General features: G+C 74.2%; 19 protein-coding genes. 11 read left to right on the top strand and 8 right to left on the bottom strand.

Annotated features, from left to right (window positions below):
- Positions 1–274 precede the first annotated feature (274 nt).
- On the top strand, positions 275–3,241 hold the full coding sequence (locus tag BBH68_RS27295) for a glycoside hydrolase family 2 TIM barrel-domain containing protein (RefSeq protein ID WP_065966344.1): 2,967 nt from the start codon (positions 275–277) through the stop codon (positions 3,239–3,241).
- 54 nt (positions 3,242–3,295) lie between these two features.
- On the opposite strand, the gene BBH68_RS27290 is transcribed toward BBH68_RS27295, so the two are convergent.
- The 4 genes from BBH68_RS27290 to BBH68_RS27275 all read right to left on the bottom strand — a co-directional run bounded on the left by BBH68_RS27290 (position 3,296) and on the right by BBH68_RS27275 (position 6,382).
- Positions 3,296–3,751 carry a peroxiredoxin gene (locus BBH68_RS27290; protein WP_065966341.1) on the bottom strand — a complete coding sequence of 152 codons (456 nt, stop codon included), beginning with the start codon at positions 3,749–3,751 and terminating at the stop codon, positions 3,296–3,298.
- Positions 3,752–4,001: 250 nt separating this feature from the next.
- Positions 4,002–4,829, bottom strand: a complete 828-nt coding sequence (locus BBH68_RS27285) for a MerR family transcriptional regulator (protein ID WP_065966339.1) — start codon at positions 4,827–4,829, stop codon at positions 4,002–4,004.
- A gap of 71 nt (positions 4,830–4,900) precedes the next feature.
- A complete protein-coding gene (locus BBH68_RS27280) occupies positions 4,901–5,746 on the bottom strand; it encodes a glycoside hydrolase family 16 protein (protein ID WP_065966337.1) in 846 nt (281 codons plus the stop codon).
- A gap of 216 nt (positions 5,747–5,962) precedes the next feature.
- Positions 5,963–6,382, bottom strand: coding sequence for an ankyrin repeat domain-containing protein (locus BBH68_RS27275; protein WP_065966335.1), 420 nt, complete (start codon positions 6,380–6,382; stop codon positions 5,963–5,965).
- A 174-nt stretch (positions 6,383–6,556) separates the two neighbouring features.
- Here BBH68_RS27275 and BBH68_RS27270 point away from each other — a divergent pair, with 174 nt between their 5' ends.
- Positions 6,557–6,751, top strand: a complete 195-nt coding sequence (locus tag BBH68_RS27270) for a hypothetical protein (RefSeq protein WP_065966334.1) — start codon at positions 6,557–6,559, stop codon at positions 6,749–6,751.
- A gap of 1 nt (position 6,752) precedes the next feature.
- Positions 6,753–8,438: an ATP-binding protein gene (locus tag BBH68_RS27265; protein WP_065966330.1), complete on the top strand. Its 1,686-nt coding sequence runs from the start codon at positions 6,753–6,755 to the stop codon at positions 8,436–8,438.
- A gap of 205 nt (positions 8,439–8,643) precedes the next feature.
- Here BBH68_RS27265 and BBH68_RS27260 read toward each other — a convergent pair whose 3' ends face one another.
- Positions 8,644–10,164, bottom strand: coding sequence for an SCO1417 family PLP biosynthesis transcription factor (locus tag BBH68_RS27260; RefSeq protein WP_065966328.1), 1,521 nt, complete (start codon positions 10,162–10,164; stop codon positions 8,644–8,646).
- Positions 10,165–10,284: 120 nt separating this feature from the next.
- Between BBH68_RS27260 and yczE the strand changes: the two genes are divergently transcribed.
- Both yczE and BBH68_RS27250 read left to right on the top strand, forming a co-directional pair.
- Positions 10,285–10,995: a membrane protein YczE gene (gene yczE, locus BBH68_RS27255; RefSeq protein ID WP_065966326.1), complete on the top strand. Its 711-nt coding sequence runs from the start codon at positions 10,285–10,287 to the stop codon at positions 10,993–10,995.
- Between the two features lie 257 nt (positions 10,996–11,252).
- Entirely contained in the window at positions 11,253–11,627 is a 375-nt protein-coding gene (locus BBH68_RS27250) for an RNA polymerase-binding protein RbpA (RefSeq protein ID WP_065966324.1), read from the top strand.
- Between the two features lie 112 nt (positions 11,628–11,739).
- Here the strand turns inward: BBH68_RS27250 and fxsA are convergent, their stop codons facing one another.
- Positions 11,740–12,306, bottom strand: coding sequence for an FxsA family membrane protein (gene fxsA / locus BBH68_RS27245; RefSeq protein ID WP_104531417.1), 567 nt, complete (start codon positions 12,304–12,306; stop codon positions 11,740–11,742).
- Between the two features lie 162 nt (positions 12,307–12,468).
- Here fxsA and BBH68_RS42135 point away from each other — a divergent pair, with 162 nt between their 5' ends.
- From BBH68_RS42135 to BBH68_RS27220, 6 genes are read left to right on the top strand one after another with little or no spacing between them, the layout of a single operon-like run.
- Positions 12,469–12,633, top strand: coding sequence for a hypothetical protein (locus tag BBH68_RS42135; RefSeq protein WP_170066602.1), 165 nt, complete (start codon positions 12,469–12,471; stop codon positions 12,631–12,633).
- Entirely contained in the window at positions 12,630–13,064 is a 435-nt protein-coding gene (locus BBH68_RS27240; RefSeq protein WP_065966320.1) for an MrpF/PhaF family protein, read from the top strand. Before BBH68_RS42135 ends, BBH68_RS27240 begins: the two co-directional genes overlap by 4 nt.
- On the top strand, positions 13,061–13,387 hold the full coding sequence (locus BBH68_RS27235) for a Na(+)/H(+) antiporter subunit B (RefSeq protein WP_245738332.1): 327 nt from the start codon (positions 13,061–13,063) through the stop codon (positions 13,385–13,387). Before BBH68_RS27240 ends, BBH68_RS27235 begins: the two co-directional genes overlap by 4 nt.
- Complete coding sequence (locus tag BBH68_RS27230; RefSeq protein WP_065966319.1) at positions 13,384–14,169, top strand: MnhB domain-containing protein; 786 nt, start codon at positions 13,384–13,386, stop codon at positions 14,167–14,169. Before BBH68_RS27235 ends, BBH68_RS27230 begins: the two co-directional genes overlap by 4 nt.
- Positions 14,166–14,510, top strand: coding sequence for a sodium:proton antiporter (locus BBH68_RS27225; protein WP_065966318.1), 345 nt, complete (start codon positions 14,166–14,168; stop codon positions 14,508–14,510). Before BBH68_RS27230 ends, BBH68_RS27225 begins: the two co-directional genes overlap by 4 nt.
- 6 nt (positions 14,511–14,516) lie before the next feature.
- On the top strand, positions 14,517–16,343 hold the full coding sequence (locus tag BBH68_RS27220) for a complex I subunit 5 family protein (protein WP_065966316.1): 1,827 nt from the start codon (positions 14,517–14,519) through the stop codon (positions 16,341–16,343).
- Between the two features lie 43 nt (positions 16,344–16,386).
- On the opposite strand, the gene BBH68_RS27215 is transcribed toward BBH68_RS27220, so the two are convergent.
- Both BBH68_RS27215 and lnt read right to left on the bottom strand, forming a co-directional pair.
- Positions 16,387–17,121, bottom strand: a complete 735-nt coding sequence (locus BBH68_RS27215) for a polyprenol monophosphomannose synthase (protein WP_065966392.1) — start codon at positions 17,119–17,121, stop codon at positions 16,387–16,389.
- 140 nt (positions 17,122–17,261) lie between these two features.
- The gene (gene lnt / locus BBH68_RS27210) at positions 17,262–18,830 is read right to left on the bottom strand and encodes an apolipoprotein N-acyltransferase (protein ID WP_079151227.1); all 1,569 of its coding nucleotides are present in this window, start codon (positions 18,828–18,830) and stop codon (positions 17,262–17,264) included.
- Positions 18,831–18,832 lie beyond the last annotated feature (2 nt).

Below are 18,832 nucleotides of genomic sequence, written 5' to 3'. Positions count from 1 at the left end.
CCCCGCGAGCGGACCTGCCAGGAGCCCGGCGGGGAGCCCGGCGAGCGGCGCCGGCGAGCGGGCCTGTCGAGGGCGTCCCGGCAAGCCGCCCCGGCAAGCGCTTGCCACAGACTTCACGCCGACTTCGTCCAACCCCTTGAAAAAGTCTCTCGCCGCTCGTTAACGTCCCGTGCTGGCGGCCCGGGCCCAAGCGCCCGGGCCGACGCGCGCCCGGGCCGCTCCGGCCCGGGCCGGCCCGATCGTCGTCCCCCTCCATCGCCGACCGAGGAGACCGATGAGCACCACCACCCCCGACACCCCACTCCCCTACTACGAGGACGTGTCCCCGGGAAGCGGTGGGCTGCCGCCCCGCGCCTGGACCGCCGGGTCCGACGCCGCGCGGCTGAGCCTGGGCGGCGACTGGGCCTTCCGGCTGTCGCCGACCGCCACCGCCGAGGACGAGTCGTTCGCCCGCCCCGACTACGACACCACCGGCTGGGACACGGTCGCCGTGCCGGGCCACTGGGTGCTCCAGGGCCACGGCGCCCCCATCTACACCAATGTGCTGTACCCGTTCCCGGTGGACCCGCCTCGGGTGCCCACCGAGAACCCGACCGGCGACCACCGCCGCGTCTTCGACCTGCCCGAGGACTGGCCCGCCGACGGGGACGCCGTGCTGCGCTTCGAGGGCGTGGAGTCCTGCGCCCGGGTCTGGCTCAACGGGCAGGAGCTGGGCGTCTTCAGGGGCAGCCGGCTGCCGCACGAGTTCGCGGTGGGCGAGCTGCTGCGGCCGCGCGGCAATGTGCTGGCCGTACGCGTGCACCAGTGGTCCTCCGGCAGCTACCTGGAGGACCAGGACCAGTGGTGGCTGCCGGGGATCTTCCGCGAGGTGACCCTGTTGCACCGGCCCGCGGACGCGGTCGGCGACTTCTTCGTGCACGCCTCGTACGACCACGCCTCGGGCGAGGGCACCCTGCGGGTCGACGCCGAGCCGGGCGGCCGGGTCACCGTGCCCGAGCTGGGCCTGGACCTGGCCACCGGGGAGAGCGCCACCGTGGCCGTCGAGCCGTGGACGGCCGAGACCCCGCGCCTGTACGAGGCCACGCTCGCCACCGGCGGCGAACGGGTGTCGCTGCGGGTGGGCTTCCGTACGGTCGTCGTCGAGGACGGCGTGATCAAGGTCAACGGGAAGCGGGTGCTGTTCCGGGGGGTCAACCGGCACGAGTTCCACCCCGAGGCCGGGCGCGCGCTCGACCTGGAGACCATGCGCGAGGACCTGGTCCTGATGAAGCGCCACAACATCAACGCCGTACGCACCAGCCACTACCCGCCGCACCCCGCCTTCCTCGACCTGTGCGACGAGCTGGGCCTGTGGGTGATCGACGAGTGCGACCTGGAGACCCACGGCTTCGTGGACCTCGGCTGGCGCGGCAACCCGGTCGACGACGACCGCTGGACTCCGGCGCTGGTGGACCGGGCCCGCCGGATGGTCGAGCGCGACAAGAACCACGCCTCGGTGGTGATGTGGTCGCTGGGCAACGAGTGCGGCACCGGCCGGGGGCTGACCGCCATGGCGGAGTGGATCCGCGACCGCGACCCCTCCCGCGTGATCCACTACGAGGGCGACCTGTCCTGCGCCGACACGGACGTCTACTCGCGGATGTACGCCCCGCACGAGGAGGTCGAGCAGATCGGCCGGCGCGCCGAGGCCCCCTGGGCGGACGCCGGACTGGACGCCAAGCGCCGCGCGCTCCCCTTCATCCTGTGCGAGTACGCGCACGCCATGGGCAACGGGCCGGGCGGACTGAGCGAGTACCAGCGGCTGTTCGAGGCGCACGAGCGCTGCCAGGGCGGCTTCGTGTGGGAGTGGATCGACCACGGCATCGCGAAGCGCACCCCCGAGGGCGAGCTGTTCTACGGCTACGGCGGGGACTTCGGCGAGGAGCTGCACGACGGCAACTTCGTCTGCGACGGGCTGCTCTTCCCCGACCGCACCCCGTCCCCGGGGCTGGTCGAGTACAAGAAGGTCATCGAGCCGGTCCGGATCGAGGGCGACGGCGCGGCGGGCACGGTCCGCGTCACCAACACCCACGACTTCGCCGACCTGTCCCATCTCGCCTTCTCCTGGGTGTACGAGGCCGAGGGCGTGGAGGTGGACGGGGGAGAGCTGGCGGTCCCGCCGCTGGGCCCGGGCGAGTCCGCCGAGGTCAAGCTGGCCGGCCGGCCCGCGACGGACGCCACCGGCGAGGCGCTGTGGACCGTACGGGCGCGGCTCGCGGCCGACACCGCGTGGGCCCCGGCGGGGCACGAGGTGGCGTGGGGTCAGTTCCCGGCCGCGCCCGCCACGCAGGCCCCCGCCGCCACGCAGGCCCCGGCCGCAGCGCAGGCCCCCGCCGCCACGGGAGCCGCCGCCGTCGCGCCGCGCCGCGAGGGCGACACGATCGTGCTGGGCCCGGGGGTCTTCGACCCGGCGAGCGGCGCGCTGGTCTCCCTCGGGGGGCTCGAGGTCACCGGCCCCCGGCTCGACGTCTGGCGCGCGCCCACCGACAACGACAACGGCGCGTCCTGGCAGCCCGACGAGCGCTACGGCCTGATCTGGCGCGCGCTCGGCCTGCACCGCCTGCGGCACCGCGTCGACGCGGTGGAGATGGCGGACGACGCCCTGACCGTCCGCACCCGGGTCGCCCCGGCGGCCACCGATGTCGGCCTGGTGGCCGTCTACCGCTGGATCGCCGACGCCGCCGACGAGGACCGGCTGCGGCTGGCCGTCTCCGTCACCCCCCACGGCGAGTGGCCCTGCCCGCTGCCGCGCCTGGGCGTGCGGCTCGGGGTCCCCGCGGCGCTGGGCCGGGCCGAGTGGTTCGGCGGCGGCCCCGGCGAGGCGTACCCCGACACCCGGGCCGCCTCCCGGATCGGCCGGTGGGCGCTGACGGTCGACGCCCTGCAGACGCCGTACGTCCGGCCGCAGGAGAACGGGGCCCGGGCGGACGTCCGGTGGGCGCGGCTGACCGGTGAGGACGGGACCGGGATCGCGGTGGAGGGGGCGCCGCCGTTCTGGTTCACGGCGCGCCGGTGGACCACGGAGCAGCTGGACGCGGCCGAGCACACCCCGGACCTGTCCGCCTCGGCGGACACGGTGTGGGTGAACCTCGACCACGGGCAGCAGGGCATCGGCAGCCAGTCGTGCGGCCCCGGGGTGCTGCCGTCGTACCGCCTGGACGCGGCGCCCGCCGAGTTCTCGTTCACGTTCTCGCGGATCTGAGTGGCGGAGGGCGCGCGGGTCATGGCCCGCGCGCCCTCCGTGCTGTCGTCCCGCTTACGCCGCCCTGCGCCGCAGCGCCTCGAGCGCCTTGTCGGCGTGCACGCTCATCCGGAACTCACTCTTGACGACCTCCAGCACCCGGCGGTCGGTGTCGATCACGAAGGTGACCCGCTTGGTGGGGACGGCCGCGATGCCGCGCTTGACGCCGAACCGCTCCCGTACGGTCCCCTCCGGGTCGGACAGCAGCGGATAGCCGAAGGAGTGGGTACGGGCGAACTCCGCCTGCTTGTCGACCGAGTCGGCGCTGACGCCGACCGGCTGGGCCCCCAGCGCCGTGAACTCCCCCGCGATGTCCCGGAAGTGGCAGGCCTCCTTCGTGCAGCCGGGTGTGAAGGCCGCGGGATAGAAGAACAGCACCACCGGGCCGTTCTCGAGCAGCCCGCTCAGCGTGCGGGCGGCGCCGTTCTCGTCCGGCAGTTCGAAGTCCTCGACGACATCACCGATATCCATGGAGCGAGGCTACTCGGCGGCCCCGGCTCACTCGCCCGGGGTCGCCGCGCGCGCAGCGTGCCGGCCGGGTCGGCGGCGGTGCCGCGGGAGAAGCCGATAGTGGGCCAGGTCTCCTCGTCCAGGCCGGCGAGGATCGTTTCCGGGTCGTACCGAGCCGTCATGCGGGCGATCCTGTCATGGCGGCGATCACGTCCGGCGGCCAGGCAGGGCGGGCCGGGCCGCCGGACGCGGGTCTCAGCCGGCGCGGGTCTCAGCCGGCGTGGACGATGGGCTCCTGGAGCTCGGTCACCCACTGGGTGCGGTCCTCGGGGCAGGCGAGGGAGAGCTCGCGGGGCAGCCCCGTCGAGCGGTAGCCGTGGGCGTCGATCCACCGGGCCAGGGCCTGGGAGGTGGGCAGCACGTCGTCCATCGGGCCGCGGTGCACGACGGTGGCGGCGCGTTCGACGCCGGGCAGGTGGACGATCCGGAAGCCGTGGTCGGTGCCGACGTGCGCGGCGACCGGCAGCCCGGCGTGCACGGTGATGGCCCCGCCGCCCCCGGGGGCGTCCTCGTAGTAGGCGAGCCCGGGGCCGGTGGGGGCCGCCCCCGCGGCCTCCAGCAGGCCGCACAGCCGGTCGAACAGCGGGCCGATGACGGGCCCGATGTCCTGCGGCTGGAAGCTGGCCGCGGTGGCGGTCAGCTCCGCCAGGCGGAGCGGCGGCAGGCTCTTGATCACAATGTCCTCGGTGGGCATGCGTCCCTCGTTCTCGATGGTGCGGAGCCTCGCCTCGACCTGGCCCAGCCGGGCCATCGCCTCCGCGACGGCCGACTCCAGCTCCGCCCGGCGCAGCCGCAGCATCCCGCGCAGCTCCTCGGTGCCGATGTCCTCGTCGAGGAGCACCTTGACCTGGTGCAGGCTGAAGCCCAGGTCCTTGAGCGCGATGACGCGGTTGAGCCGTGCGAGCTGGCCGGCTTCGTAGTAGCGGTAGCCGCTGGCCGGGTCGGTGCGGACGGGGTGCAGCAGCCCGATGGCGTCGTAGTGGCGCAGCATGCGGACCGACACCCGCCCGTGTTTGGCGAACTCTCCGATGGTGAACATGACGCCTTCCAGTGCAGGCCCTCACACAGTGAGAGGGTCAAGCGTACGGAGACGGATGTTCGGTCCTGTGGTCAGCTGCCGCCGCTGACCTTGACGTAGTCGACCACCAGCCGCTGCGGAAAGGTGGTCGAGCCGTCCGGGTCGCCGGGCCAGTAGCCGCCGACCGCGAGATTGAGGATGAGGTAGAAGCGGTGGTCGAACACCCAGCGGTTGCCGCCCAGATCGGCGGGGGTGCGGGTCTGGTAGACGTTGCCGTCCACGGACCAGGTGATCTTGTTGGGTGACCAGTCGACCGCGAAGGTGTGGAAGCCGTCGGCGAACTTCTGCCCGTTGGGCAGGGTGTAGCCGGCGCCTATGCCGCCCGAGCCGGAGTAGCCGGGGCCGTGGATGGTGCCGTGCACGGTGCCGGGCTCGTAGCCGACGTTCTCCATGACGTCGATCTCGCCGCAGTTGGGCCAGCCGGCGCTGCCGATGTCGGTGCCGAGCATCCAGAAGGCCGGCCACATGCCCTGGCCCCGGGGCACCTTGAGCCGGGCCTCCACGCGTCCGTAGGCGGTGGTGAAGGTGCGGGCGGTGGAGAGCCGGGCGGAGGTGTACTGGCACCGGCCGTACCAGCAGTTGTAGTTGGCCGGGTTCTCCTTGCGGGCGGTGATGACCAGGTTGCCCTGGCCGTCGAGCGCGGCGTTCTTGGTGCCGTCCGTGTAGTACTGGCGCTCGTGGTTGTTGACGTTGTCGCCGGTCTCGTAGCCCCATTTGGAGCCGTCGACGGCGCTGCCGGCCGGGCCGTCGAAGGTGTCGGTGAAGGTGGCGGCCGGGGCCCGGGGGCCGGCCTCGGCGGCGGGGGCCGGCCAGGGGGCGGCGGCCAGGGCGGCGGCCGCGAGCAGTCCGGTCAGGGCGGTGCGCAGGGTTTTCCTCATGAAGCGATGGCCTTCCTGGTGTGGGGGGGCGGCCGCGCGCGGCGGCCCGCGGGGAAGGGTGCGCGGTGGGGACATCATGCCGAGCCTTGTTAAGGGCATGTCAATAGTCTGGACCAAGCACGTCAAAGAAGTTGAGACAGGAGATCGCCCCCGGGACCATCGGTCAACAGAAGTCGAACGGGGCGCACCGCGGGGGAGCGCGAGGCCCCTACGGACTCACTCCGCCGCGCCGAACAGCGCGAGCAGGTCACGCCGCCCGAACATGCGTGCCGTCTCCACCGCCGAGGGCGAGCCCGCCCGCGGATCGGCACCACCGGCCAGCAGCACCCGGAGCACCTCCTCCTCACCCCTGAAGGTGGCGCCCGCGATGGGCGTCCGGCCGCTCTCGTCGCCGCGGTTGGGGTCGGCCCCGCGGCGCAGCAGGGCGGATACGGCCGCGGCGTGCCCGTGGTACGCCGCGAGCATGAGGAGCGAGTCCCCCCGGTCGTCGGTGAGGTTGGCCGGGACACCGGCGTCGACATAGGCGGCGAGCGTGTCGGTGTCCCCGTGCCGGGCCAGATCGAAGACCTTGGCGGCGAGCTGCAGCACCTCCGGGTCGTGGGCCGGCCCGGGCTCACGGTTCCGGTCATCGGTCATGACGCCTCGCCTCCGGCTTCGCTCCTGGGGGCACCACTGCCGCCCACCCTACGGAACGATCCAAAGCGGTGAATATACCGATAATCCACCCATTTGCACCTTTTGCCGAGTGAGCACCTGACGTGACCCTGGAAGGACTCATGGTGACCGTCCCCCACCAGCCAGGAGACCGTGATGATCCTGTCCATTTCCGGCGTCGTACTGCTCGGTGTCGTCGTCTTCGTGTTCTTCCGCAAGGACGGCCTCAAGGCGTCGCACGCCGTCGTCTGCGCCCTGTTCGGCTTCTACCTCGCGAGCACCGCGATCGCTCCGAGCATCAAGGCCGGCGGCGCCAGCCTGGCCAATCTGCTGGGCGGGATCAAGATCTGACGTGCGCCGCCCACCGCTCCCCCGTGCCCTTCGCGGCGGCGGCCCGCTCGCCCGCGCCCGCGGGTTCGGCCGGGTCCGCGGCTTCTCCCGGCCGCGCGGCTTCGGCCGGGTCCGCGGCCTGGCGCGCGCCGTCGGCGACGGCGCCGCCGATGTGCTGCATCCGCTGCTCCCGCTCTGCCGGGGGCTGCGCGCCCTGTCCGCCGCCGGGCGGCGCAGATGGGCGCAGACCCCCAAGGACCGGCGCGGCCCGGCGCTCTTCCTGCTGGCCACCTGCGTGGTGGGCGTCGCGCTGCTGCCGTACGGCCCGACGCTGTCGGCCGTCGGCCTGATGGGAGCGGCGTTCTGGGCGGGGCGGAAGGGCCCCGCGAAGGACCCCGGGCCCGGCACGGCCGGCCAGGAGCGGCTGCGGATCCTCTACGAGGCCCTGGTGCCGCACTTCTCCGCCCCGGAGGACCCCAGCCCGCTGTACGCCCACGGCGGGGAGTGGGCGCGCGCCTTCGAGTCCTTCGAGTTCGACGAGAGCGGCCGGCCGACCCGGCTGAGGCTGCGCTACCCCGCGTACTTCGCCGACGGCGACCCGGAGGCCCGGGCCCGCGTCGAGCGGCTGCTGTACGCGAAGTCGGGGCGCGGCCGCGAGTACTTCTTCGAGTGGGACGAGGAGGCCAACCAGCTGACGCTGACCGTGCTGCCCGCCCTCTCCACCGCGATCGGCGCGCAGCGCTTCGTGACCACGCCGGGCGAGACCGTCCTCGGCTTCACCGACCCCTCCTCCGTCCAGCGCACCCTGCCGGTGGTGGAGACCGCCGAGGACCCGGGCGACGACGACGTGGCGGCCGGGGACCCGGCGGGCGAGGTGCGACGGGACGCCCCGCCGGTGGTCTGGCGCACCGGGCCGCGGTCCACCGAGCCGCACCTGCTGGCGCTCGGCCCGCCCGGCAGCGGCACCACGACCCTGCTGCGGTCCATCGCGCTGCAGGCTCTGTGCCACGGTCAGGTGCTGGTGGTGGACGGCAGCGGCACCGGCGAGTACGCGTTCCTGGGCGGCCGGTCCGGGGTGCTGGGCGTCGAGTGCGGGCTGGCCGGGACGCTGGCGACGCTGGAGTGGGCGGCGCACGAGACCGAGCGGAGGCTGATCGCGGCGAACCGGGCCCGCCAGACGGGCCACCCGCCGCCGCGGGACACCCTCCGCCCGCTGTGGCTGATCCTCGACCGGCCGACCGTGCTCAGCCAGCTCGCCGCCGCCGAGGGCCGCCACGACCCGCAGGAGCTGCTGCGGGTGCCGCTGCGGCACGGGCGGGCGGCCCAGGTGCGGGTGGTGGTGGCCGACCAGCTCGACGCCGCGGACGCGCTCGGCGAGACCGTACGGACCCACACCCCCGCCCGTGTGGTGCTGGGGCCCGCCTCCGCCGAGCAGATCCGGGCCGTGCTCGGCGCGCCCCCGCACACCACGCCGCCCCCCGAGGTGCCCCCGGGCCGCGGCTACGCACGGCTGGGCGCGGGCCCGGTGCACCGGCTCCAGGTGCCGGCCACGCCCGATCCGTACGACGAGGCGACCGGCGAGGCGCAGCGGCGGGCCGTGCTCGCGCTGCTGCCGGAGCCGGAGGCGCCCCGCGGGCCGGCCCCGGCCCCGGCGCCGGAGGCCCCGGGGCGCGTGGACGTCGTGAAGGCCGGCCCCGCGGAGGGTTAGGGTCTTTCGTTTGGGTCAGGCCGGATCAGGGAGCGGGGTCCGGTGCAGGGGGCACCTCCCAGCGGTAGCTGGGGGAGCATCGCAAGGCGGAGGAGGGCGCCATGGCAGAGCCATGGCAACCGACGACAACGCCGCGAGGCGCGGTGCCGGACCCCGCGAGCCCGGCATGATCCAAACGAGAGGCCCTGGACCGACGTGACGGGGCTCAGGCCACGTAGCTGCGCGGGACCTGGGGTTCGACGGCGGCTCCGGTGGCGACCAGGTCCACCGCGGCGGCCAGGCGGGTGGCGGCCTTCTCGGCGACCGCGCCGCCGACCGTGAAGGGCAGGCGTACGTACCCCTCGAAGGCGCCGTCGACCCCGAAGCGGGGGCCGGAGGGGACCCGCACGCCGAGCCGCTCGCCCGCCTCCGCGATACGCGAGCCGGACAGGCCGCCGGTGCGGGCCCACAGGGTGAGCCCGCCGTGCGGCACGGCGAACTCCCAGTCGGGGAGGTGGCGCCGGACGGCGGCGACGAGCGCGTCGCGGTTCTCCCGCGCCTGCGCGCGGCGCAGCTCGACCGCCTCGTCCCAGCCGCCGGTGGCCAGCAGCCAGCCGACCGCGAGCTGCTCGACGACCGGGGTGCCCATGTCGGCGTACGCGCGGGCGGCGACCAGACTGCGGATCACGTCGGGCGCGGCGCGCACCCAGCCGATGCGCAGCCCGGCCCAGAAGGACTTGCTCGCCGAGCCGACGGTGACGACCGTGCTGCCGCCGGGGTCGAACGCGGACACCGGCGGGGGCGGCTCCACCTCCTCGTCCAGGCGCAGTTCGGCCATGGTCTCGTCGACGACGAGCAGGGTCCCGTTCGCGCGCGCCGCGTCGACGAGCTGCCGGCGCTGCTCGCCGGTGGCGAGCGAGCCGGTGGGGTTGTGGAAGTCGGCGACGACATAGGCCATGCGCGGCGCGGCGTCGCGCAGCGTCTGCCGCCAGGCCGCGATGTCCCAGCCGGCGAGCCCGGGGGCCATGGCCACGGGGACCAGCCGGGTGCCGGCCTCCCGCAGCAGCTGGAGGATGTTCGCGTAACTGGGCGACTCGACGGCGACCCGCTCGCCGTGGCGGACGAACAGCCGGCAGGTGGCGGCCACGGCGCCCATGGCCCCGGTGGTCACCATGATCTGCTCGGGCATGGTGGGGATGCCACGGGCGGTGTAGCGGTCGGCGAGCGCCTGGCGCAGCGCGGGCAGCCCGGCGGGGTAGTCGCCGTGGGTGTGGGCGTACGGCGGGAGCTCCTCCAGGGCGCCGCGCATGGCGCGGGTCAGCCAGGGCTCGGGCGCCGGCAGGGCCGCGCAGCCCAGGTCGATCACCGAGCGGGCGACCTCCGGCGGCAGCGGGTCGAGCCCGCGGGTGGGCAGGGGGCTCCCGGCGGGCATCGCGGTCCAGCTGCCCGCCCCGCGGCGCGACTCCAGGAAGCCCTCCTGGCGCAGCGCTTCGTAGGCGGCGGCCACGGTGGTCCGGCTGACGCCCAGGGCCGCCGCGAGCTCGCGCTCGGCGGGCAGCCGCGCGGCGACCGGGACGCGGCCCTCCAGGACGAGCAGCCGTACGCGGTCGGCGAGCGAACGGTAGGCGGGCACGCGCCGGCCGCCGGTGACCGCGACGATCGCCGCCGCTTCGGCGTCGCGGGTGTGCTCCGGCCCGAGCAGGCGCGCCAGCTGGGGCGCCCCCACCGCGGATGTCCACGGACTCATCGGCTGCGGTCCACCTTTCCGGAATTGGCCATGGAACTGGACTGGTCTCGGGGTACAGAGTGACATGCCACCGTCCATTGCCTCCACCAGCAAGGCCAATTCAGTTTCAAGGAGCACTCGTTGTCCGCGTCACCGGCCGATCCCCCCTCCCCCGGCTCCCCCGGCTCCCCCGGCTCCCCCGGCCCCCGGCTCAGCCGCCGCCTGGTCCACCTCTACGCCGGGCTCGTGCTGTACGGCGTGAGCATGGCGCTCCAGCTGCGCGCCGGGCTCGGGCTCGACCCGTGGGACGTGTTCCACCAGGGCGTGACCGAGCGCGTCCCGCTGTCCTTCGGCACGGTGACCGTGGTGGTCGGCGCCGCCGTGCTGCTGCTGTGGATCCCGCTGCGGCAGCGCCCCGGTCTCGGCACGGTGTCCAATGTGCTGGTGATCGGCCCCGTGGTGGACGCCACACTGTGGCTTCTTCCGGAGCTGCACTCCCTGGCCGTGCGGATCCCGCTGCTGGTGTTCGCCGTGGTGCTCAACGGCGCGGCCACCGGCCTGTACATCTCGGCGCGCTTCGGCCCCGGCCCGCGCGACGGCCTGATGACCGGACTTCACCGGCGCACCGGCCGCTCGGTGCGGCTGGTGCGGACCGCGATCGAGGTCACCGTGCTGGCGACGGGGTTCGCGCTCGGCGGGTCCGTGGGGGTCGGCACGGTGCTGTACGCGCTGGCCATCGGCCCGCTGTCGCAGTACTTCCTGCGCTTCTTCGCGCTTCCCTCGCCCGCCGATGAGCGGTCTCCGGTCGTCGCGCGGGGCGGGACACGGAGACCGATGCGTGACCGGATTTAGCCCTCGTGGGTGGGGAGCGGTAGTGTACGCCCTCGGCCTACCAGGCGGACCGTTACTGCGCGCTAAAGTACCAGAAACGCTGGGTGACATCTGCTGCCAGATGTGACAAACCGGGCGCCTGTGGGTAGAACAACGGGGCGGCACGACGGGCGACGCATGTCCCAGTACGGGAATCTTCACCGCCGACCGGACGTTGACCGGATGACGACGACAGCGACACCTGTCCTGTGGGCGACAAAGCCCGGGAGGCACGATTCATGAGTGAGCGAGCTCTCCGCGGCACGCGACTCGTGGTGACCAGCTACGAGACCGACCGCGGCATCGATCTGGCCCCGCGCCAGGCGGTGGAGTACGCATGCCAGAACGGACATCGATTTGAGATGCCGTTCTCCGTGGAGGCGGAGATCCCGCCGGAGTGGGAGTGTAAGGCCTGTGGTGCCGTCGCACTCCTGGTGGACGGCGACGGTCCTGAGGAGAAGAAGGGCAAGCCCGCGCGCACGCACTGGGACATGCTCATGGAGCGGCGCACCCGCGAGGAGCTCGAGGAGGTGCTGGCCGAGCGGCTGGCCGTGCTGCGCTCCGGGGCGATGAACATCGCGGTGCATCCGCGCGACACCCGGAAGTCTGCCTGATCCTGCGGCAGCACTGACAGACACCATTTCAAGGGCCGGGGCCACTGCTGAGCAGTGGCCCCGGCCCTTGTCGACCCTTCGGTCCCTGCGCGGCTTCAGTCCCTGCGCGGTTTCAGTCCCTGCGCGACGGCCGCGGGTCCCGGGGGTCCTCGTCGTCCCGGACGACCTCGCCCTGGATGACCTTGCCGTCGGGATGGCGCAGCCGGTCCTGCTCGAAGCCCGGACCGAAGCCGCCGCCCCTCGGCCCCGGGACATACCCGACCCGGCGCCGGAGCATCGCCTCCGCGCGGCCGCGCAGCAGCGCGCGCGTGGGCGGGAACAGACACACCAGCGCGGCCACGTCCGAGATCAGGCCGGGCATCATCAGCAGCAGCCCGCCCAGCATCGTGAAGCTGCTGCCCCCGCCCTCCCCCGGGTCCCGCGCCGGCTCGGCGCCCGGCTGCATGGACCGGGAGAGGTTCTGCCAGGCCCGGCGGCCGGCGCGCTTGATCACGGCCGCGCCCACCACCACCCCGGCGAGCAGCAGCAGGAAGACCGCGAACCCGCTGGCGGCCTCCGCCACCACGGTCAGCAGCCAGATCTCGAGCACCAGCCAGGCCGCGATTCCCAGCGGCACGAAGGTGCGGGCGCGCGAGCGCTTCGGGCGGGTCGGGTTGGTCTGCTGCTCCGGGCCGGTCATCATGCTCCAAGTGTGCCCGGACCGGCGCCATGGCCGGGCCCCGGGGCCGGAGATCCGCGCGGAATCGCCCGCGGACATCCGGGTACCCGCCGCGCCACCGGCGAGTGAGCCGAAGGGGCGCGCCGCCCGCGCCGGAGGTGCTGAGGTCACCGTGAAAGGGAGGTGAGCGGGGTGCTTGAGGTGCTCGCCTGGTGGGTGGGGCTGACCGGGCTGTGGCTGGTGCTGATCTCCACCGTGGATCCCCTGGAGGTCGTCGTGGGCGCGGGCGTCGGGCTGGCCGCCGCCGTCGCCGCGCGGGCCGCCCGGCGCGCGGCGGCCCGGCCGTGAGCGCGGCGGACGGCTGGCTGCTGGCCGGTCTGGTGCCGCTGCTGGGGCTGGTCCCGGTGCTGTGGCGGATCGCGTACGGGGAGCCGGGCGACCGGCTGATCGCCCAGAACCTGGCCTGTCTGCTGGCCGCCCTGGCCCTGCTGCTGACCGCCCAGGGCTTCGGCCGCCCCGCCTACGTGGACGTGGCGCTCGTCCTGTCCGTGCTCGGCCCCGCCGGGACGCTCGTCTACGCCCGCTTCCTGGGGGTGCTGCCCGGTTCGCGGCTGGTGCGGTGGATCGCGCTGGCGGGCGTGCCGGCCGCCGTGATTCCGCTGTGCGTGGCGACCGGGCCGGGCCGGGCGATGGTGAAGCTGCTGGTGATCGGGGCGCTGCTGATGGCGGGCGGCCTGGTCACCAGCGCCGGGAGCCGGGACGAGGGCGTGGGGGCATGACGGGGACGCTCACCGACGTACTGGTCGCCGTGGCGCTGCTGCTGGTGGCCGCCGCCGCCACGGCCGCGGTACTCAATCGGGACCCGGTGCGGCAGGCGCTGGTCCTGTCGTTCCTCGGGCTGTCGCTGGCCCTGCTGTTCACCTTCCTCCAGGCGCCGGACGTGGCGCTGTCGCAGCTGGCGGTCGGCTCCGCGGTGACCCCGCTGATGATCCTGCTGACCGTGCGCAAGGTGCGGCGCCGCCCCGGCGACGGCGGCCCGCCCCAGGGCGGCGCCGGGGACGGCCGCCGGGGCGCGGGCCGGGACGGGCGGCCGCCGCGATGAGCCCGCGCGGCAGGCTGGGGCTCTTCCTCGCCGGGGCGGCCGTGGTCGCGGCCCTGTTCACCGTCGCCTGCCTCGGCCTGCCGCCCTTCGGCGGCGCCCACCACCCCTACGGGGACCGCGCGGTACGGGCCGCCGTGCGCCACCACACCTCGAACGCCATCGCCTCGGTCAACTTCGACCAGCGGGCCCTGGACACCCTCGGCGAGGAGACCATCCTCTTCTCCGCGGTGCTCGGCGCCGTCGTGCTGCTCCGCCAGACCGCCGACGAGCGCCGCCACACCCCCGCCCCCGCCGCCGTCCGCCCGCCCATCCGCCGGTTCGGCCTGCTGATGCTCCCCGTCGCGCTGGCCGTCGGCCTGTACGTGGTCGCCCACGGGCAGCTCAGCCCCGGCGGCGGCTTCCAGGGCGGCGTGGTCGTCGCCACCGCGCTGCACCTGCTGTACATCGCGGCCGACTACCGGGCGCTGGAGCGCGTGCGACCGCTCAGACCGTACGAGATCGGGGAGGCCGTGGGCGAGGCCGCGTATGTGATCACGGGGCTCGCGGCGGTGCTCGCCGGGTCGGCGTTCCTGGCCAACGTCCTCCCGTACGGGACCTTCGCCACCCTCTCCTCGGGCGGGACCGTCCCCCTGCTGAACGCCGCCGTCGGAATGGAGGTCGCCTGCGGGGTGGTGGTGCTGCTCGCCCAGTTCCTGGACCAGGCGGTGCAGATCGAGGGGGCCGACGGCGGCGGATCCGACGACGACGGGCCGCGGGGCCCGGGAAGGAGGGAGCGGGCGTGACCGTGCTGCCGTACCTGGTCGCGGGGTGGATCTTCCTGGTGGGCGTGTACGGGCTGGTGACCAGCCGCAATCTGATCCACGCGGTGGGCTGCCTCGCGGTGGCCCAGTCCTCCACGTATGTGCTGCTGCTCGCCGTCGGCTACCGGCGGGGCGGCACCGCGCCGGTGTTCTCCGACGTACCGCCCGACCGCCGCGTCGTCGACCCCGTCGTCCAGGCCCTCGCCCTCACCGACATCGTGGTCGGGGCGACCGTGACCGCCCTGCTGCTGGCGCTCGTCGTCCAGCTGCGCAAACGCCACGGGACCGTCGACCCGGACGCCCTGTCGGACCTGAAGGGGTGACGGCGGATGGACACCGCGGGGCTGCTGCCGTTGGTGATCGCCGTGCCGCTGCTCGGCGCGGCGGTGCTGGTCGCGGGCGGGCGGCGGCTGCCCCGGATCGTCACCGACGCCCTGGGCTGTGCCTTCGCCGCCGCCCCGGCGGCGCTGGCGCTGCTGGTGCTGGCCCGGGTCGCCGGGGGCGGGGCCGGGCCGTACGCGGTGGAGTGGGTGGGCGGCTGGCACCTGGCGGGCGGGGAGGGCGTGGGCATCGTGCTGGTCGCCGACCCCCTGGGCGCCGGGCTCGCGGCGCTGGTGTCCGTGCTGGTCGTCGCCGTACTCGCGTACTCCTGGCATTACTTCGAGGAGCCCCCGCGCCGCCACGGCGGCGCCTTCACCGCGCTGATCCTGCTCTTCCAGGCCGGGATGTGCGGCTTCGCGCTGACCGGCGACCTGTTCAACGCGTTCGTCTTCTTCGAGCTGATGGGGGTCGTGGCGTACGCGCTGACCGGCTACCGGGTGGAGGAGTCCCGGCCGCTGCACGGCGCGCTGTCCTTCGGCATCGTGAACTCCCTCGGCGGGTACTGCATGCTGCTGGGCATCACCCTGCTGTACGCCCGCACCGGCGAGCTGGGGCTCGCCCAGATCGGCCGCGCGCTGGACGGGCGCGCCCCGGACGGGCTGGTCCTGGCCGCGTTCGTGCTGGTGGCGACGGGGCTGCTGGTGAAGGCCGCCGCCGTGCCCTTCCACTTCTGGCTCCCCGACGCCCACGCGGTCGCCCCGACCCCCGTGTGCATGCTGCTGTCCGGGGTGATGGTGGAGCTGGGGGTGTACGGGGTCGCGCGGGTGTACTGGACCGTCTTCTCCGGCCCCGGCGGCGTGCCGCATCCGGATCTCACCCGCGCGCTGCTGGTCATCGGCACCCTCACGGCACTGCTGGGGGCGCTGATGTGCTGGCGGCAGCGGCACATCAAGCGGCTGCTCGCGTTCTCCACCGTGGCCCACACCGGGCTGTTCCTGACCGGCGTGGCCGTGCTGTCCCCGGAGGGCGTCTCGGGCACCGCGCTGTACGTCCTGGGGCACGCGGGCGTGAAGGCGGCCCTGTTCGGGTGCGTGGGCGTGCTCCTCGACCGGTACGCCTCCGTCGACGAGCACGAGCTGTACGGCAGGGCCGGGGAGTTGCCGGTGACGGGCGTCCTGTTCACCGTGGGCGGACTCGCGCTCAGCGGGCTGCCGCCGTTCGGCACCGGGCTCGGCAAGGCCCTGGCGGAAGAGGCGGCCGGCCAGGCCGCCGGCTGGCTGCCCGCGCTGTTCGTCCTGGTCTCCGCGGTGACCGGCGGCGCGGTGCTCCGGGTCGCGCTGCGGGTCTTCGCCGGGGCCGGGCGGCCGCCGCGCGCGGCGGAGGACGGCCCCGAGACCACGGGCGAGGCGGAGCCGGAGACCGGCGGGCGGCTCCGGCGCGTCCCCGTGCCGATGCTCGCGGTGCCCGCCGCGCTGCTGGCGGGGGCGCTGTCGGTCGGCGTCCTGCCCGGGGTGGCCGCGACGGCCGAGCGGGCGGGGCGGCTGTTCACCGACGCGCGGGGCTACCGCGCCGCCGTCCTCGACGGGCGGCCGGTGGCCGCCCCGGCCGCCGTGGCCCAGCACTGGCCGACGACCGGGATCCTGCTCGGGCTGCTCTCCACGGCCCTCGCCGCCGCCCTCGCCGCCCTCGCGGTGTGGCGGCCCGCCCGCACCGGGGCGACCGCGCTGACGGCCCCGGTACGGCGGCTGCAGTCCGGCCACATCGGCGACTACGTCGCCTGGCTGGTCGTCGGCATGGCCCTGCTCACCGCCCTGACCGCCACGGGGCTCCGCTGAGCGCGGGGGGCGCCCCCCGCGACGGCAGACCCTGGCGGCAGACCTAGGACGGGTCGCGCCCCAGCAGCTTGTTCGCCCGGGACGACACGCCCCAGGTCGCCACCCGCCAGAACGCCTCGGTGACGATGTCGCGGCTCATCTTGCTGTCGCCACGCTCGCGCTCGACGAACGTCACGGGCACCTCGATGACGTGGAAGCCCGCCTTGACCGCCCGCCAGGCCATGTCGATCTGGAAGCAGTACCCCTGGGACGCGACGGCGTCCATGCCGAGCCCCTCCAGGGTCTCCTTGCGGAAGGCGCGGAAACCGGCCGTCACATCGCGGATCGGCACATCCAGCAGGATCCGGGAGTACGTGCTGGCACCGCGCGAGAGGTACTCCCGCCGCTTGGGCCAGTTGACGATGCGGCCACCGGGCACCCAGCGGGAGCCGATCACCAGGTCGGCGCCCTTGAGCGCGGTCAGCAGCCGGGGCAGCTCCTCCGGCTGGTGCGAGCCGTCGGCGTCCATCTCGACCAGCACGCCGTAGCCGTGCTCGATGCCCCAGCGGAACCCGGCGAGGTAGGCGGCGCCCAGGCCCTCCTTGCCCTTGCGGTGCAACACGTGGACGTGGTCGTCCTCGACCGCGATCTCGTCCGCGACCTTGCCGGTGCCGTCCGGGCTGTTGTCGTCGGCGACGAGCACATGCGCCTCCGGCACGGATTCCCGCACCCGCTCGACGATCGGTCTGATGTTCTCCGCCTCGTTGTAGGTCGGGATGATCACCAGCACCGTGCCCAGCGGCCCGTACTTCCGCCGCCCCCCGTCCTGGTCGGGGTTCCGCTCGGTGACGGCCGCGGCGTCGCCCTGTTCGCGAGGCGAATCCGCGGCGTCCGAGGTGTGGCGCGGCTCGTCGGCCTCGCGTGCGTCGCTCACGGTACTTACTGCCCTTTCTCGTCCATACGTCCCCGACGGCCGATCACGAGCGCGGCCGCGCAGGAGAGAACGCCCACCATAGCGAGCACCCACTCGGGGATCGCACCGACGCGGTCGGCGACAGTCGTGCCATCGCGCAGCGGGATGCGCGCGGTGAGCACATCTTGGGTGAATTCTTTCGTCTGCTGCTCGATCGTGCCATCGGGGGCGACGACCGCGCTGATGCCGCTGGTGGCCGCGGAGACCACCGCGCGGCCGTGCTCGATGGCGCGCAGCCGGTACATCGCGAGCTGCTGCTCGGGCTGGCCGGTCCGGCCGTACGTGGCGTTGTTGGTCTGGACGACGATCATGCGGGCGCCGGCGTTGACCGTGTCCCGGACGATCTCGTCGTACGCGACCTCGAAGCAGATCACATCGCCCAGCCGGGCCGGGCCGACCCGCAGCACACCGCTGTGGTGACCGGGGTAGAAGTCGCGCGGGACCCGCTGGAGGCGGGTGATGAACTTGCTGAGCTGGTCACGGAAGGGGACGTACTCGCCGAAGGGCACGGGATGCTGCTTGGTGTAGGAGGCGCCGGGGCCCGTCCTGGGGTCCCAGACGATGCCCTGGTTGAGCACATAGCCCTGCTTGGTGGGGTGGTCGACCAGCGCGCCCACGAGAACCGGCACGTTGATGGCCTTCACGGCCTCGTCGATCCGCGCGTACGCCTCCCGGTACTGGAAGGGGTCGAGGTCGGAGGCGTTTTCCGGCCAAATCACAAGATCGGGCTTCTTGATCCGGCCCGCCTTCACGTCCTTCGCGAGGTCGATCGTGGCGTTGACGTGGTTGTTGAGGATCTTCATGGGGCGGCCCAGGAAGTCCATGCCGGGCTTCTGGACGTTGCCCTGGACGATCGCGATGTCCACGGCGTCGTCGGCGGCGGTGGGGATCGGCACGGCGAGCCCGGCCACGGTCACGGCCGCGGCCACGGCGACCGAGCCGCCGGCCGCCAGCGCGGCGCGCGGGCGCGGGGCACCGCCGCGCATGCCGTACAGGGCCAGGGCCGCGGCGGCCAGCAGCGTGCCGGTCAGGGCGACGGCGAAGCTGACCAGCGGGGCGCCGCCGAGCGCGGCGAGCGGCGTGTAGGGCGAGCCGGTGTTGGCGAAGGCCAGCCGCCCCCAGGTGAAGCCGCCGAACGGCACCCGGTCGCGGACGAACTCCTCGGCGATCCACAGACAGGCCGCCCACAGCGGCCGCAGCCAGGGCACCGGGAGCCGGGAGATCAGGACGAGCCCCGCCCCCAGCGGGATGAAGTAGAGCGCCTGGAGTATGGAGAGCCCCACCGTCGCGTCCCAGCCGACGACGTGCAGCCACTTCAGCAGGAAGACGAAGAACGGCAGGCCCATCGCGAAGCCCGTCCAGGCGCCCTGGCGGACCGTCCGGCCGTGGGTGAGCAGGCTCAGGGCCGCCACGGCGGCCACGGACAGCGGCCACACCCCGTACGGCGGGAAGGCGAGGGCGAGCGCGAGGCCGCACACGACCGCGAGGGCGCTGCGGCGCGCCTCGCGGCGGGCGAGCCGGGCCAGGCGCCGCATCC

Origin of the sequence: Streptomyces sparsogenes (genome assembly GCF_001704635.1) — a bacterium.
Taxonomy (GTDB): Bacteria; Actinomycetota; Actinomycetes; order Streptomycetales; family Streptomycetaceae; genus Streptomyces; species Streptomyces sparsogenes.
The sequence above is the reverse complement of the archived record's forward strand: the minus strand, read 5'-3'. Positions and strand labels throughout refer to the sequence as shown.

Coding starts and splice junctions, on each gene's coding strand:
- fxsA (WP_104531417.1), bottom strand. CDS start 12,306: ATGACCGGCCCGGAGCAGCAGACCAACCCGACCCGCCCGAAGCGCTCG.
- BBH68_RS27250 (WP_065966324.1), top strand. CDS start 11,253: ATGAGTGAGCGAGCTCTCCGCGGCACGCGACTCGTGGTGACCAGCTAC.
- BBH68_RS27290 (WP_065966341.1), bottom strand. CDS start 3,751: ATGGATATCGGTGATGTCGTCGAGGACTTCGAACTGCCGGACGAGAAC.
- BBH68_RS27230 (WP_065966319.1), top strand. CDS start 13,384: ATGAGCCCGCGCGGCAGGCTGGGGCTCTTCCTCGCCGGGGCGGCCGTG.
- BBH68_RS27220 (WP_065966316.1), top strand. CDS start 14,517: ATGGACACCGCGGGGCTGCTGCCGTTGGTGATCGCCGTGCCGCTGCTC.
- BBH68_RS27275 (WP_065966335.1), bottom strand. CDS start 6,382: ATGACCGATGACCGGAACCGTGAGCCCGGGCCGGCCCACGACCCGGAG.
- BBH68_RS27235 (WP_245738332.1), top strand. CDS start 13,061: ATGACGGGGACGCTCACCGACGTACTGGTCGCCGTGGCGCTGCTGCTG.
- BBH68_RS27295 (WP_065966344.1), top strand. CDS start 275: ATGAGCACCACCACCCCCGACACCCCACTCCCCTACTACGAGGACGTG.
- lnt (WP_079151227.1), bottom strand. CDS start 18,830: ATGCGGCGCCTGGCCCGGCTCGCCCGCCGCGAGGCGCGCCGCAGCGCC.
- BBH68_RS27260 (WP_065966328.1), bottom strand. CDS start 10,164: ATGAGTCCGTGGACATCCGCGGTGGGGGCGCCCCAGCTGGCGCGCCTG.
- BBH68_RS27270 (WP_065966334.1), top strand. CDS start 6,557: ATGATCCTGTCCATTTCCGGCGTCGTACTGCTCGGTGTCGTCGTCTTC.
- BBH68_RS27280 (WP_065966337.1), bottom strand. CDS start 5,746: ATGAGGAAAACCCTGCGCACCGCCCTGACCGGACTGCTCGCGGCCGCC.
- BBH68_RS27285 (WP_065966339.1), bottom strand. CDS start 4,829: ATGTTCACCATCGGAGAGTTCGCCAAACACGGGCGGGTGTCGGTCCGC.